At 32.0% G+C, this 14,758-nt stretch carries 14 protein-coding genes; 8 read left to right on the top strand and 6 right to left on the bottom strand.

What is annotated here, in order from left to right:
• On the top strand, positions 1-555 hold the full coding sequence (locus CBR30_02115; GenBank protein ID PMQ02459.1) for a YfcE family phosphodiesterase: 555 nt from the start codon (positions 1-3) through the stop codon (positions 553-555).
• Here the strand turns inward: CBR30_02115 and CBR30_02110 are convergent.
• The 6 genes from CBR30_02110 to CBR30_02085 all read right to left on the bottom strand — a co-directional run bounded on the left by CBR30_02110 (position 542) and on the right by CBR30_02085 (position 7,315).
• The gene (locus CBR30_02110) at positions 542-1,618 is read right to left on the bottom strand and encodes a type IV pili twitching motility protein PilT (GenBank protein ID PMQ02458.1); all 1,077 of its coding nucleotides are present in this window, start codon (positions 1,616-1,618) and stop codon (positions 542-544) included. The genes CBR30_02115 and CBR30_02110 overlap by 14 nt on opposite strands.
• A gap of 1 nt (position 1,619) precedes the next feature.
• A complete protein-coding gene (locus CBR30_02105) occupies positions 1,620-2,627 on the bottom strand; it encodes a phosphate--acyl-ACP acyltransferase (protein ID PMQ02457.1) in 1,008 nt (335 codons plus the stop codon).
• Positions 2,624-3,496 (bottom strand): 16S rRNA (cytidine(1402)-2'-O)-methyltransferase, encoded by an 873-nt coding sequence (gene rsmI / locus CBR30_02100; GenBank protein ID PMQ02456.1) that lies wholly within the window; start codon positions 3,494-3,496, stop codon positions 2,624-2,626. The genes CBR30_02105 and rsmI overlap by 4 nt, the downstream gene beginning before the upstream one ends.
• Positions 3,489-4,277 carry a hypothetical protein gene (locus CBR30_02095; GenBank protein ID PMQ02455.1) on the bottom strand — a complete coding sequence of 263 codons (789 nt, stop codon included), beginning with the start codon at positions 4,275-4,277 and terminating at the stop codon, positions 3,489-3,491. Before CBR30_02095 ends, rsmI begins: the two co-directional genes overlap by 8 nt.
• On the bottom strand, positions 4,259-5,338 hold the full coding sequence (tgt, locus tag CBR30_02090; protein ID PMQ02550.1) for a tRNA guanosine(34) transglycosylase Tgt: 1,080 nt from the start codon (positions 5,336-5,338) through the stop codon (positions 4,259-4,261). The genes CBR30_02095 and tgt overlap by 19 nt, the downstream gene beginning before the upstream one ends.
• Positions 5,339-5,422: 84 nt before the next feature.
• The gene (locus tag CBR30_02085) at positions 5,423-7,315 is read right to left on the bottom strand and encodes a laminarinase (protein ID PMQ02454.1); all 1,893 of its coding nucleotides are present in this window, start codon (positions 7,313-7,315) and stop codon (positions 5,423-5,425) included.
• A 473-nt stretch (positions 7,316-7,788) separates the two neighbouring features.
• On the opposite strand from CBR30_02085, the gene CBR30_02080 reads away from it, so the two are divergent.
• From CBR30_02080 to CBR30_02050, 7 genes are all read left to right on the top strand, one after another.
• Positions 7,789-8,301, top strand: coding sequence for a hypothetical protein (locus CBR30_02080; GenBank protein PMQ02453.1), 513 nt, complete (start codon positions 7,789-7,791; stop codon positions 8,299-8,301).
• A 108-nt stretch (positions 8,302-8,409) separates the two neighbouring features.
• Entirely contained in the window at positions 8,410-9,804 is a 1,395-nt protein-coding gene (locus CBR30_02075; protein PMQ02452.1) for a sugar ABC transporter substrate-binding protein, read from the top strand.
• 61 nt (positions 9,805-9,865) lie between these two features.
• Positions 9,866-10,726 (top strand): ABC transporter, encoded by an 861-nt coding sequence (locus CBR30_02070; GenBank protein PMQ02451.1) that lies wholly within the window; start codon positions 9,866-9,868, stop codon positions 10,724-10,726.
• An 11-nt stretch (positions 10,727-10,737) separates the two neighbouring features.
• The gene (locus tag CBR30_02065) at positions 10,738-11,595 is read left to right on the top strand and encodes an ABC transporter (GenBank protein PMQ02450.1); all 858 of its coding nucleotides are present in this window, start codon (positions 10,738-10,740) and stop codon (positions 11,593-11,595) included.
• 27 nt (positions 11,596-11,622) lie between these two features.
• On the top strand, positions 11,623-13,089 hold the full coding sequence (locus CBR30_02060) for a hypothetical protein (GenBank protein PMQ02449.1): 1,467 nt from the start codon (positions 11,623-11,625) through the stop codon (positions 13,087-13,089).
• A gap of 13 nt (positions 13,090-13,102) precedes the next feature.
• Positions 13,103-13,729, top strand: coding sequence for a hypothetical protein (locus CBR30_02055; protein ID PMQ02448.1), 627 nt, complete (start codon positions 13,103-13,105; stop codon positions 13,727-13,729).
• Positions 13,710-14,747 (top strand): LacI family transcriptional regulator, encoded by a 1,038-nt coding sequence (locus CBR30_02050; GenBank protein ID PMQ02447.1) that lies wholly within the window; start codon positions 13,710-13,712, stop codon positions 14,745-14,747. Before CBR30_02055 ends, CBR30_02050 begins: the two co-directional genes overlap by 20 nt.
• The last annotated feature ends 11 nt before the right edge of the window (positions 14,748-14,758 follow it).

Genomic DNA, 14,758 nt, shown 5'->3' with positions numbered 1-14,758 from the left:
ATGAAAATATTAGTAATAAGCGATACCCATGGCGGAACATCTTTCTTAGAAAAAATTTCAGATTATTTAAGAGATGTAGACTTAATTTTACATGCTGGGGATATTTTATATCATGGACCAAGAAATCCTCTTCCAGATGGTTATGCACCTTCTAAACTTGCGGAATTTTTAAATAACTTAAATAAACCTGTTATTATAAGCAGGGGAAATTGTGATGCGGATGTGGATCAGCTTGTTATAAAATACCCCATTCTTTCTCCCTATTCATTTATTTTTGTATCGCCATGGAGAATTTTACTAACTCATGGGGAAGATAAAAGTGAAGAAGAATTATTTAGCTTAGGAGAAAAATATAATGTTAATCTTGTGATATTTGGGCATATTCATACTCCAGTTCTAAAGAGAAAGGACAGAGTAATACTCTTAAATCCAGGAAGCCCGTCTTTATCAAAAGTTCCTTATAGTTCTATTGGTATAATAGAGGATAATAAAATTTATATAATCGATATCGATAAAAAAGAAATAAAAGAAAGTATAATTTTTAGCTCTGAGTAATACCTCTTAGAAGTAATTTCAGATCTTGGGGGGAAGGGCTTGCATTTAGTGCCTCTTCATCACTTATAAGTTTATTAAAGTATAGTTCTGCTAAATGTTGGTTGAAAGACTGCATACCGTCCACTTTGCTTGCCTCAATAATTTTAGGAATCTCGTTTGTTCTCTCTTCTCTTATTGCCTTTCTAACAGCCAAGGTACCTACAAGGATCTCACAGGCGGGAATTAAACCTTTTCTATCTTTTCTTTTCAATAATCTTTGAGATATTATTCCTTGAAGTACGTTTGAGATTTGTATTCTTACCTGATGCTGTTGATGAGGAGGGAAACTATCAATTATTCTTTCGATAGTAATAGTTGTATCTGTAGTATGAATAGTACTTAAAACTAAATGTCCAGTTTCAGCAGCTTGTAAAGCAACGCTGATTGTCTCCAAATCTCTAAGCTCACCTACCATTATAACATTTGGATCCTCTCTTAATGCCATTTTTAGTGCAGTACTATAACTCTTTGTGTCTAATCTAATCTCTCTTTGGGTTATAAAAGAGTTTTTATCTTTAAATATATACTCTATTGGGTCCTCAATAGTAATAATCTTCAATTTATAATTCATGTTTAAAAAGTCAATCATTGCAGCTAAAGTGGTAGATTTCCCTGAACCAGCAGGACCTGTTACTAAAATAAGACCAGATTTTTTAGAGACTAAATTTTGTATAGTGAGAGGTAAATTTAACTCCTCAAAGGAAGGCACTTGAAGTGGTATAATTCTTAATGCTAACGCTAAAGTTCCTCTTTGAAGATATAAATTTCCTCTTAATCTTACTTTTCTTTCCATTTCAAAAGCAAAATCCAACTCTCCATTTTCTTCGAATACCTTGATAAATTGGGGTTTAATAAAAGGAAATATCATGGTTTTTAGCTCTTCAGTAGTTATAGGATACTCATCTTCCAAAAAAGTAATATCACCTAACACTCTTAGGGCAGGTGGAGCACCTACTTTTAAATGGATATCAGAAGCTTTTAAGTCTAAAGCTCTTTGTAGGATTCTCTCTAACCTATTTTCCATATTAACCTCCCCCAGATATTTCAAGAACACCTTCCTTTATTTTATCATTAACTTTTTGTTTTACAACTTGTAAAGATACCTTTAGGGCGTTTTTTATAGCCTTTGCCTTTGATCTTCCATGGGATATTATAACAACGCCATTTATTCCTAAAAGAGGAGCACCACCATATTCACTATAATCTAACTTTTTCTTAACATTCCTAAACTTTTGTTTTAGTAAGCCTGCTAATATTTTACTCCACAAACTTGATGTTAGTTCTTTTGTCAGGAGGGTAAAGAGAGTTTCCGCTACACCCTCCGCTGTTTTTACAGCAATGTTTCCTACAAATCCATCGCATACAATAACATCCGCAATAGAGCTAAAAAGGTCTTTTCCTTCTATATTTCCAACAAAATTGAAATATTTGTTATTCTTTAGAAGTTCATAGGTCTCCTGTGCCAACTGATTTCCTTTCCCTTCCTCTTCTCCAATATTTAATAATCCGATTCTTGGATTTTTAACATTGAAAATCTCTTCTAAATATATTCTCCCCATTAGGGCAAATTGTTCTAAGTATTCTTTCTTACAATCGACATTAGCTCCAACATCCAAAAGAATGGAAGGTTTTTCACTAAGGGTAGGTATTAAAGTAGCTATAGCAGGTCTTTTAATTCCAGGGATTCTTCCTAAGATAAGTAGGGCACTACTCATTACAGCTCCAGTATTTCCTGCAGATACAACGGCGGAAACCTTATTCTCTTTATGAAGTTTCATACAAACAACTATGGACGAGTCTTCTTTTTCTTTAACTGCAAAAGCTGGATGTTCTCCCATTTCTATTACCTGAGATGCGTGATAGATTTCAATTAATTCTTCTGGATAGCTATAGTTACTTAACTCTCTTTTTAGTAGATCCTCTTTACCTACAAGAATAACTTTTTCATGAAATTCCTTAACAAACTCAATTGCTCCCTTTACTGTTTCTTGAGGAGCAAAATCTCCTCCCATAGCATCCAGTGCAATTGTCATAGATTTCCTCCTCCATTGTTTAAAATTTTATTTCTAAGATTTATAGCCTTATTATATACTTCTTTTTTAGATATTCCATACTTCTTAGATACCAAATTAATTGCTTCTTTAAGACTCAGATTATTAGTAACTAACTCATTAATTATTAAGGCTTCGACACTTAGATTTAATTTAGAGGGCTCTTCTTCTGGATTGTAATAAATAATCACTGTGTATTCTCCCATTTCTTTATGAGGGTTATTTTCTATTTCTTCTACTACCTTATCAATGTTTCCATAGTATACCTTTTCAAACATTTTTGTTAACTCATTGCAAACGCATACTGTAGATTTAGGGAAAAAATCTTTTAATAAATTCATTAAGTTAGTAATTCTTTTTGGCGATTCAAAAAAAATTATAGTTTCTACCTTTGTGTTTTTTATTTTCGTTAATATTTTTTCTCTTTCAGTTTTCTTGTTCGGTAAAAAACCATAAAATAAAAATTGATTAGATGGAAGTCCAGAAATAGATAAGGCGGTAGTTATTGCAGAAGGACCAGGAATAGGTACCACTTCTATTCCATTTTCTCTTGCACATTTGACTATTATGTATCCAGGATCCGATATGCATGGAGTACCTGCGTTAGTTAGCAGTCCCACATTCAAGTTTTTGTTTTTTAAAAGGTCTAATATTAGATTTACTCTTTCCTTCTCATTATATTTATGGTACGAGATCATCTTTTTCTTGATATTGTAATGATTCAGAAGCTTAAGAGTGTGTCTTGTATCTTCTACAGCTAAGATATCACACTCTTCAATAGTCTCTAATGCTCTGAAGGTAATATCTTTTAAATTTCCTATAGGAGTTGCAATTACGTATAACTTACCCATCTTCTTTTTTTATAATTATAAATTTTTCGTTTGAAATAGAAAATTCATGAATAAATAAAAAATTATTTCTTAATTTAGATATATATTTTTCATTGTAATGTTCTTCCATTCCTTTTGTTTTTCCAGTTAAACTTTTTAATGGAAAAGAAACAACTATATAATAAGATGGAATATTTCTTATAAATTCTAACATATAATCCTTTCTTAGTTTATCTAAGACTGGAATAAATTTGAATATAAAGGCTAAATCTACCTGAATATCTATTGGATGATACATTACATCATAAACTTTTGCCTTTGGTTGTAAACCTAATTTTAATAGAAAATTATTTATTAGTTCTATAAGAGATGAGTTTATGTCTAATGCAAAATAATGAATTTTTCTTTCTATATTCATAAAGGGAATAGAAAAAGGGTTTAATCCACATGCAACATCTAAGATGGATTTAGGTTTTGGTATATTTGAGAAGATCTGCTCATAAATATATGGATAGAAATCTATTCTCTCCTTAGTGGATGTATGGAGACTTAATATATTCTTACATGTATCTATTAAATTATCTTGGGTCAATTCTTCTAAATATACTTTCAACCTATCAAAGATTTTGGGATTTAGGAATGAACCATAAACTTGATGTAATTTTCTTTTTACAGATTTTATAATAAGTTTTTCATTATTGTACTTACTTTTCTCGATATTATAAATATTTCTCAAAAATTCAATCTCTATATCTTTATATTTCTTACTACTAAGAATTTCTCTTATGATATCTTCTTCCATATTAAATCTATTAATTGCATATAGAATCTTAGATTGTGAATAGATGCTAATCTATAAGCTAAGGGATCCTCTAATTTAAAAAGATGATGTAAATATGCTCTGCTATAATTTTGACATAATAAGCAATCACAAAACTCTGATATAGGCTTTTTGTCTCTTACATATTTTCCATCTAATATAAAAATATTGGAGTAAAAATCCTTTGAAAAGATATCTACTTTTTCCATCTTATCATTATAAATATATAGCTTTCCCTTTCTTCCTTCTCTTGTAGGGATAACACAATCAAATAGATTATATCCCATTTGAGCACAGGTAACTATATTTTCCGGTTTTCCAATCCCCATAGCATATTTGGGCAAATTGTCGGGAATTAGCTCCGCCGTATATTGAAGTATATCCTCTATCAAATTTCCCTTACTATCAATAGGATAACCTCCAAAACCAAACCCATCAAAACCTATTTCCATTAAGGCTTCTGCACATTCCTTTCTAAGATTTTTATCTTTTCCTCCTTGAATTATACCAAATATTAGAGGCTTGTAATTTTCCTTTGATTTAATAAGTTTTTCATACTCTTTTTTGCTTCTTTTTCCCCAATCAATTGTTAGTTTTACTGATAATTTATTTATCTCATAAGAATCATCAGGATGAGTACAGTAATCTAAAGCCATCATAATATCTGATTTCAATTTAAATTGGGCATTAATAATCTTTTCTGGAGTAATAATGATTTTTTCATTGTTTTTCAGGATTATCTCATCCTCATTTATACTTCCAAATTTTGGATTTTCTCTTAAAACAGAGAAGATTTGAAATCCTCCAGAATCAGAAAGAATTATCCCATCCCAGTTCATAAAATTCTTGATACCGTTTAAAGAGTCAATAACCGAAATACCAGGCTTATTTATTAAGTGGAATGTATTAACTACTAATCCATGAACCCCAACCTGTTTTAGGTCCTTTGTGTCCAAGGATTTGACAACACCATATGTGGCATCGGGCAAAAAATTTGGAAGTTTTAGCTCTTTTCCTGATAAATTTAGTATCAACTTATTCATACAATTTAGTTTAACATATAGAGAAAAAATAAAAAAGGGAGAGGTGAAAGCCTCTCCCTTCAAAATTAATTCATAATTTTATGTTTATTGGACTACTTCTAAGCTTACATCATCAAAGTATACTTTTCCTGTTTGAGGATTTGCTGTTTTTCCAAGCTCAAAGGATAGATTAACTACTGGGTCAGTACCATTGTAAGTAAATTGTAGTTCAAAGGTTTGCCAATCATTTGTCAATGAATAGGTACCGTTTGCATAGAGAGCATATGTAGTTGGATTTAGGAATTTGACATTTATATCTCTTGGGTTATCCGCTTTTGCTTTAAAGGTTAATTTATAGGTCTTTCCTGAAGAAAGTCCAACCCATTGATTGAATTGTACATGCCAAGACTCCCATCCATAATTTTGTACATCCACTACTGCATATCCATTTTCTATACTTGCTGTAGCTGTTCCACCCATTCCATAGGGAGAACCATACCATAAGAACCACTCATCAGGATTGTTAGCTTGATCATTTACCAATGGATAATCAAAAGTACCGTTGTTTATAGATTCCATGGTTACGCCTTTATAAACTTTTACATATTTTACATACATTTTTTGAGGAAATACCGTAGTATCATCTGGATAGCCTGGCCAGTATCCTCCAACAGCCACATTCATTATAATAAAGAATGGATCATCAAATACCCACTCACCATAGAATTCTAATTGGGGTCTTGTAATTTGGAAGAACTTATTATCATCTACATACCAAGTAAGACCGATAGGATCCCACTCAACTGCAAATATATGGTAGTCTTGAGAGAAATCTCCAGTACTTAATGTATAGCTTGAGCCTTTTCCATTAGCGCCAGAATAACCAGGTCCGTGAACTGTTCCATACACCTTGTTTGGTTCATGTCCAAGTAGCTCCATTACATCAATCTCTCCACATGCTGGCCAGCCAACTTGTGTTATCTTTTCTCCTAACATCCATAAGGCAGGCCATATTCCCTTTCCTTTTGGAAGTTTTGCTTTGAATTCTATTCTTCCATAGGTAAAGTTAAATTTGGTTTGAGTCTTCATTCTTGCAGAGGTATAATTGTAAGTCTCGGGAGTTCCATCGCCATTATCATCCGCTGTTACATCTTCCTTTCTTGCTTCTATAACGAGCGCTTTTTCCGTAGGATCTATATATGCATTCTCTTTCTTATAATACTCCCATTCTCCGTTACCCCAACCAGGAAGATTTGGACCGCCATTACCAGTTTCAAAGCTCCATACATTTTCATCTATGCTATCCATATTTTCAAAATCTTGCTGCCAAGCTACTTTATACCAATACTTTGCACCCATTGCTGGTGGAGGAGCTGGTGGCTCTGCAGTACCAACTTTAATCAATCTTACATTATCTATATAGATTGTACCATCGTCTTGCCCTAATTGAAATTCAAATCTTGCCTGCTCATCGGTTGGATTTGTCATAGTGAATTGGAAGGTGTATGTCTTCTTTTCGGTAGTAATACTAATTAAATATCCTCCGGACTCATCAGTCTGACCTGAAGGACCAGGATTATATGCAGTCCATCCCCTATAACCATTAGCACCAACTTTTACTCCAATATTTCTATTTTTGCTTGCCCATGCATCAAAGCTTACCTGGTAAATTCCTAAATATTCTACTTTAATTGGTGATTGCAAAAGTTGTACAGACCAAGAATGTGGACCTCCATTTGTTATTTCTACTTTAAATACACCATTTTCTACAACACCATTTGCAACTGCTCCATCTCCAGTTCTAAATAGCCATGTTCCTTTAGTATCAAAATCTCCATTTGGTAGCTCTGGGTAAGTCTTAGATATGTATATAATATTCTTTGAAAAATCACCGTTACTCAATATATTAATAGTAGAGGATGATGGTTGATTAGAGGCTAATCCAGAGGCTAAAAATATTAACATAAGTAAAATTGTTGAATAAAAGAAAAGCTTCATAAAAATATTCCTCCTTCTTTTAAGAATGAATATTTTTTGAAGAAAAAACTTTTTAGCTTCTCACCTTCTTTCCTTTATTTCTTTCTGCAAAGAATTATATAATAGCCTATTTTAAATGTCAATTAAAAATTAAAAATGTGTAACCCTCTACCATTTTAAAGAGATAAAGTTAATATAGGAAGATAAGTATTTAATAGTACACCTTGAGAGAAAATTCATGTAAAATTACCCCTTGACAAAATAAAGTTAAGGAAAAATGTGATTTTTATAAAATTATCCCTTTAAAAATACTGAATAATGCAATATCTCTAAAAGCCATATTTCAAATATAAATTTGATATAATATTTCCAAATAGAAAATTAAGAAGGGAGGTTTGGTATATAAATAAGGTTTAACGTTAAACTAAATGGTTTTATGAAACATGTTTTTTCCTATCTCTCCTTTAAATCTTACATAGAAAGGAGGTGAAAAAATGAAAAAAATCATACTTTCAATTCTTCTGATAACTCTACTTGTTACCCTTGGTATTGTTTTAGCAGATGATGAAGATTTTATTGTTGCAGAATCATTTTCTGAAGTAAATGGAGATGGATTCTGGGGACCATATGGACCAGCATATACTCTGAAAGATGGAGCTTTAGTTTTTGATTCAAGTATAGATAATGCATGGGTAACTCTAAATTTCAAGGACGATTTTCTTGAACCAGATGCTTATAGATACGTGAAAATTACAATGAAAACAGATGACCCTACTGATGGCGCTAAAATAGTTATGACTTTTGGAAATATTAAGAAGCCAATCTCTGAATGGGGCATAGTATTGAAAACTGAATATACTACCTATATTATTGATCTATTTAAGCAGGGATTAACAAAATGGGGAGATGGTTTTAAGGCAGAACCAGATTTTGCTCTCAATAAGGGTAGTGCAGTAAAGGCAAAATTATATGTAAAAAGCATAATATTAACCAATAGTGAAAAATAAATAAAAATCTCCCCCTTCAGCTTCTAACTGAGGAGGAGATTTTAGAGCTTAGGGTTAAGAATATTTTATCAATTTTATTTATGAATATCAATTTTCGGGAGGGAAAAAATGAAAAAAATAAAAAGATGTTCAATTTTAAGAATTTTATTGGTTTCCATTTTTATAATTTCTCTTTTAGGAATTGGTTATCCCCAAACAACTAAAAAGATTGTATTGAAATTAGGTATGTGGCCCGAAGATACATTGGTGAGTGACGTAGAAATGTTTAAGAAGTGGAAACAAAAGTTTGAGGCAAAATATCCTAATGTAGAAGTAGTGCCTGCTACTTATAAATATTCACCTGATACCTTTGTCCCTCTTGCAGAAGCTGGAAGACTCCCCACAATATTTGAAACATGGTTTACTGAACCACAAAAGTTGATCTCTCAAGGATTTGTAAAAGACATTACTAATGAGCTAAAGAAAAAAGGTTGGGATAAATATATGAACCCATCTGTAAAGGCAATTCTTTCCAAAAATGGTAGAATATATGGGATTCCAAGAGATGCATATGCCTTAGGTTTATACATAAACCTTGATTTATTTAGAAAAGCAGGATTAATTAATCCAGATGGAACACCAAAGTATCCAAAAACTTGGACAGAGCTTGCTAATATAGCAAAGATTATAAAAGAGAAAACAGGAAGAGCAGGATTCTGTTTATTAGCTAAGGATAATGCTGGTGGTTGGCATTTTACTCAGATTGCATGGGATTTTGGAGCAAAATTTGAAATTCAGAAAGATGGGAAATGGTATGCAAATTTAAATTCTCCTGAAGTAGTCGCTGCTATGAACTTTATTAAAGACCTAAGATGGAAATACGATGTATTAACAGATGATCCAACAAGTGAAAATTGGGGAACTGGTTTTGAAGTTATTGGGACTGGAAGAGCTGCAATGTATTTAGGAGCTCAAGATTCAGTTAACCAACCTACTCAAGTTTATGGTCTTCCACCAGATAAGCTTGCTATTGTTCCTGTACCAAGAGGACCAAAGGGGCAGTACTCGTTAATGGGTGGAACACCATATATGTTTAGTAATAAAGCGACATCTGAAGAAGTTATGGCTGCTTTGAACTTCTTGGAAATAATGGGTAAGGCTCCAGTTGTAACTGAGGATTCTATAGCAGGAATGAAAGAAGATGCTCAAAATAGGGTAAAAAATGGAGTACCAGTTATACCATCCTTCCCTGCATGGATAAATAAAGATTACTTAGAAGCTCAGGAGAAGATATTGAATGAGTATAGGAATGTGGATATGAGATTTTTCAATGACTATTATAACTGGTTGAAGAAACCAGGAGTTTTAAGACCAGAGGAACCAGTATTGACTCAGGATCTATATGCAGAGCTAACAAAGGTATTGCAAGCTGTTGTGACGGATAGAAATGCGGATGTTAAGAAACTTTTAGATACTGCAAATAAGAATTTTCAAGAATTATTAGATGCAATAGTAAATAAATAAAAGAAGCTGTAGGGGGCTACTTAAAACGGGTAGCCCCCAAACAAACTTAGGGGAGGAGTTAATGAAAAGGAATATAGTTGGATGGTTAATAATGCTACCTACCTTAATTTTGTTCTCTTTCTATGTATGGGAACCTCTCATTGAGAGTATTATACTGTCCTTTTTTAATGCTCAAGGAATGAGATTAAAAGAATTTGTAGGACTTGCAAATTATAAATTTATATTTAATCATCCAGATTTTAAATCCGCATTTCTAAATACTTTTTCATATACTTTTTGGTCTCTCATTATTGGCTTTTTAGTTCCCATAATTATGGCCATATTAATCAATGAATTAATAAGGTTTAAAGGATTCTCAAGGGTATCTTTGTATCTTCCAAGTGTTATACCTGGCTTGGCTGTAGCTCTTATGTGGACCTTTATTTATAAACCAAGTGAAACAGGTCTATTAAATATAATTTTGGGAAAATTTGGAATTTCCCCTCAGCCATGGTTGACAAATCCTAAGTGGACTATTCCTCTAATTGTAATAATGATGACTTGGAGATCTGCAGGTGCTACGATGCTTATTTATCTTGCTGGACTTCAAAATATTAATCCAGAACTTTATGAAGCGTCTGTTATTGATGGGGCAAATATTTTACATAGAATTAGATACATTACAATACCTCAAATATATAATTTGGCTCGTTCCCTTCTTGTTCTTCAAATAATTGCTGTCTTTCAAGTTCTGTATGAGCCTTTAGTTATGACAAATGGGGGACCAAATAATGCATCTTTATCCCTTATGCAACTTATGTATAGATATGCCTTTGAAAGATTTGATTATCCAAAAGCAGCTTCAGTCTCTGTTTTCATTGGGTTAATGTTAGTTCTAATAACAGTCCTATATAACACCTTTGTGAAAGAAAAAGATATGTAGGGAGTGTTGATATGAAAAAGACTGGAATAATTAGAGAGTTTGATTTGAAAAGAAAAGAGATTAAAATTTTATATTATCTTGTTTATTTAGTAGTTTTAATCTTAGTATTAATAGCTTTAACTCCTATCATTTGGACTATTCTTTCAGGTTTTAAAACTTTAAGTGAATTTGTTAACGAACCATCCTTTTTACCAAAAAACTTTGATTATGAGAAGTATATTCAAACGTGGAGAGTATTAAAATTTGGTAGATACTATTTAAATTCTTTCTATGTAATCATAGGTAGTGTAATATTCGCGGTAATTGGAAATGGTCTTTTGGCATATAGCTTGTCAAAAGTAAGACCAAAAGGTTGGAGTGTTGTATATAGTCTTGTGCTTTGGAGTTTAATGGTTCCCAATACTATAGGATTAGTTCCCTTATTTATGAATATCAATAGATTAGGACTTCAAGGAACTTTTGTCCCTTTATGGCTTGCCTTTGGAGCAAACGCTTTTTATGTTGTGCTTTACAAAAACTTTTTTGATTCTATTCCTCAATCTCTTATTGAAGCAGCAAGAATTGATGGTGCAAATGAGTTGAATATATTTTTCAGAATAGTCTTTCCTCTAAGTATGCCAATAAATACAGTAATTACGATTTTTGCTATTAATGGAGCATGGTCTGACTTTCTTTTACCATACCTTGTATTAAATAATACAGGAAAAGAAACAGTTATGGTAAGGCTCTTCCAATTTAGGACAAGTGTTGCAACACCAGTGGATATTATAAGAGCAGTTGTCTTCTCATTGATTCCACCTATTATTCTTTTTGCTTTCTTCCAAAAATATATAATGGAAGGAGCAACCCATACGGGAATCCATGGATAAAATTTTTATTATAGGGGGTTGTATATTATGAAACAAATTTTTGTTTTTCTTCTTTTAATTTCTTTAGTAATTATGTTCTCTATATCTTTTAATGTTTTACCTATGAGAGTAGTTTACGCAGGTGATTCTAAGTTAGTGCTTTATGAAGGACCAAAAACTATAAAACCTGCAGAAGATACAAAAATAAAAGTTGGAGGTTATGAAGTCTTTGTTTATGACCAGATTGTTAATCATTTTCATAGATGGGTAAGTAGTGGTACTCCACCCCTTTCAAGAACACCTATGACTTATTTTGACTTTGAAGGTAAAGTGAAAATAGAGATAACGATAAATCATATTGATAAAATTGAGTCCTGTGTTGTTTTACCTTCTTCTTATGGGATAAAACCAAAAATTGATGGACAGACAGTTTCTTTCATTATAGATAAGCCTGGTTTTTATACTGTTGTGTTTAATGACTCTGTAAAAAGGGCTGTACATATTTTTGCAAATCCCATTGAAAAGGATATTCCAGATAAAAATGACAAGAATGTTATATTTATAGGACCTGGAGAATGGAATATAGATGATATTGGAGTAGAAAGTGGGCAAACAATATATATATCTGGAGGCGCAGTAGTACATACTACAATTAGAGGGGCAGGTGTTGAAAATGTTACTATTAGAGGAAGAGGAATAATAGATGGCACTTTATGGGGTAGTTGGATTCTTCCAGGGGAGATAGCAAGAGTTCCAATAGATTTTAGATATAGCAAAAATGTTAAGATTGAAGGGATAATTATATCAAATCCTAATGCCTGGGCATTGAATTTATTTGAATGTGAAAATGTTAATGTAGACAATGTAAAAATTATAACTGCACGCCCTAATGGTGATGGAATGACTTTCCAATCCTGCAGAAATATTTATGCTAAAAATTCCTTTGTGAGAAGTTGGGATGATAGTTTAGTTGTTAAAAATTATGAGGGTAATTCAGATAATATAACTTTTGACAATATTCAGATTTGGACAGACCTTGCTCAATCTTGTGAAATAGGATATAAAACCAATAAAGGTATGAGAGAAAATGCAACGATCTCAAATATTACTTTTAAAAATATAACAGTTTTATACAATTTTCATAAGCCTGTTTTAAGTATACATAATGGTGATAACGCTCTTGTAAAAAATATAAAATATCAGAACATAGTAGTGGAAAATGCTCAAATGGGAGAGGGGGATGCCGGAGATAACAATCAATTAATTGATATTGCTATATTGAGTAGTCAATGGTCCTCTACAAGAGAAAGAGGAAATATTAGAGATGTTTATATAGAGAATGTAAAAGTTTTGAATGGTAAGTTTCCACCATCAAGAATTTGGGGATATGATGAGGAGCATACTGTTGAGAATGTTAAAATTAAAGATTTATATATATTGGGTAAGAAAATTACTAATTTTGATGAAGGTAAATTTAAGATTAATAAGTTTGTTAAAAATGTAACTATTGAATAATTTTAAGAAGGGGATGATAAAGATGAGAAAAAGATTTATTATATATTTATTCCTTATTATTTTTTCCCTATTACCTATTACTTCTTTGGCAGATGAAGAAGGGATAGTACCTCCAGAAAATGTTATTATAATAAAGACACCTGAACAAACAGAGGTTGGTACACCACCAGAGTTTCAATATAAAGTCATCGTACCGCCCACTCCTGAAGGGAAAAATCTTGCATTAAAGAAGCCCATAGAAGCAAATGGTTACACACAGATATATATGCCTAGGTATGCAAATGATGGAAGAATAACAAGTTATTGGGAAGGTAAACCAAATTCCTATCCTAATATAATAACTGTTGATTTAGGGAGTATCTGTACTATACATACAATAAGAATTGCTTTGAATCCAGCTAAAATATGGGTGAGAAGGACTCAAACCTTAGCGGTATATATAAGTAATGATGGGGTAAATTATATAGAACTTTTACCGTATAGTGATTATGTATTTGATCCCAGAATGAGTAATATTGTAGATATAAAATTACCAAATCCTATTAAGACTCGATATGTAAGATTGATATTTATAAAGAATACTGGAGCTACAGGAGGGCAAATAGGAGAATTAGAGATATATGGTGAAGAAGAACAATAAAAAAAAGAGAGTTACAATAAAAGATATTGCTAAAGAGGCTAAAGTAAGTGCTACTACTGTATCAAATGTAATTCATAAAAATTATGATAAGGTGTCTCCAGAGACTGTTAAAAGAATAGAAAAAATAATAAGAGAGAAACAATATGTACCAAATATGTCTGCAAGAGCTTTAGTAAAAAATTCTTCCAAAATAATTGGTGTAATAAATACCTTAATTCCAGTTGAGAGAGGAAGTTTTATTACAGATCCATTCCATACCATGCTTGTTGGTGGAATTGAAAAGGAGCTAAGCAAAAGAGGATATTTTACCATGTTAAGAACTGTTTCCAATGATAAAGAGTTAATAACTTTACTTAAAAATTGGAACTTAGATGGAATAATATTAACAGGAATATTTGATGATGAATTTTATCATGCTTTAAAGTCTCATGAAATTCCTATGGTTTTAATAGATAGTTATATAGATGATGAGGAAATCTTAAAGGTAGGATTGGAGGATTTTAAGGGAGGATATATAGCCACAAAATATCTGATTGAAAAGGGGCATAAAAATATTCTTTTTATTTCTCCAAAGATTAGAGAGCATGGAGTACTTGAAGAAAGATTAAAAGGGTATAAAAAAGCCTTGGAAGAGGCATGTATACCTTTCAATCCAGAAAATGTTTGGGAACATGGGGCTACTGTAGATGAGTGCATAGAACTTGGTAAGAAATTAAGTAGAAGGAAGGATATAACAGCTATTTTTGTAACTGCAGATATAATGGCTATAAGTATTATGAAAGGACTTCAGGAGATGGGTATAAGAATCCCTGAAGATATTTCTATTATAGGATTTGATGATTTAGAAATCTCAAAACTCTCTACTCCGAAGCTTACAACGGTCCATCAAGATATTGAGAAAAAGGGAATAATTTCCGCGGAGATGCTGGTTAATTATCTTGAGGGAAAGGAGATAAAAGAAAAAAATGTGGTTTTGCCTGTTCATCTTGTAGAAAGAGAAAGTGTAAAAGAAATATAGAAATAAGGAGG

This window comes from Dictyoglomus sp. NZ13-RE01, assembly GCA_002878375.1.
GTDB lineage: Bacteria > Dictyoglomota > Dictyoglomia > Dictyoglomales > Dictyoglomaceae > NZ13-RE01.
Note: the sequence above shows the minus strand (reverse complement) of the source record. Positions and strands in the feature narration are given on the sequence as shown.

Bases quoted from the DNA above. Each gene is read 5' to 3' on its own strand.
- CBR30_02115 (PMQ02459.1), top strand. From the start codon at position 1: ATGAAAATATTAGTAATAAGCGATACCCATGGCGGAACATCTTTCTTA.
- CBR30_02110 (PMQ02458.1), bottom strand. From the start codon at position 1,618: ATGGAAAATAGGTTAGAGAGAATCCTACAAAGAGCTTTAGACTTAAAA.
- CBR30_02105 (PMQ02457.1), bottom strand. From the start codon at position 2,627: ATGACAATTGCACTGGATGCTATGGGAGGAGATTTTGCTCCTCAAGAA.
- rsmI (PMQ02456.1), bottom strand. From the start codon at position 3,496: ATGGGTAAGTTATACGTAATTGCAACTCCTATAGGAAATTTAAAAGAT.
- CBR30_02095 (PMQ02455.1), bottom strand. From the start codon at position 4,277: ATGGAAGAAGATATCATAAGAGAAATTCTTAGTAGTAAGAAATATAAA.
- tgt (PMQ02550.1), bottom strand. From the start codon at position 5,338: ATGAATAAGTTGATACTAAATTTATCAGGAAAAGAGCTAAAACTTCCA.
- CBR30_02085 (PMQ02454.1), bottom strand. From the start codon at position 7,315: ATGAAGCTTTTCTTTTATTCAACAATTTTACTTATGTTAATATTTTTA.
- CBR30_02080 (PMQ02453.1), top strand. From the start codon at position 7,789: ATGAAAAAAATCATACTTTCAATTCTTCTGATAACTCTACTTGTTACC.
- CBR30_02075 (PMQ02452.1), top strand. From the start codon at position 8,410: ATGAAAAAAATAAAAAGATGTTCAATTTTAAGAATTTTATTGGTTTCC.
- CBR30_02070 (PMQ02451.1), top strand. From the start codon at position 9,866: ATGAAAAGGAATATAGTTGGATGGTTAATAATGCTACCTACCTTAATT.
- CBR30_02065 (PMQ02450.1), top strand. From the start codon at position 10,738: ATGAAAAAGACTGGAATAATTAGAGAGTTTGATTTGAAAAGAAAAGAG.
- CBR30_02060 (PMQ02449.1), top strand. From the start codon at position 11,623: ATGAAACAAATTTTTGTTTTTCTTCTTTTAATTTCTTTAGTAATTATG.
- CBR30_02055 (PMQ02448.1), top strand. From the start codon at position 13,103: ATGATAAAGATGAGAAAAAGATTTATTATATATTTATTCCTTATTATT.
- CBR30_02050 (PMQ02447.1), top strand. From the start codon at position 13,710: ATGGTGAAGAAGAACAATAAAAAAAAGAGAGTTACAATAAAAGATATT.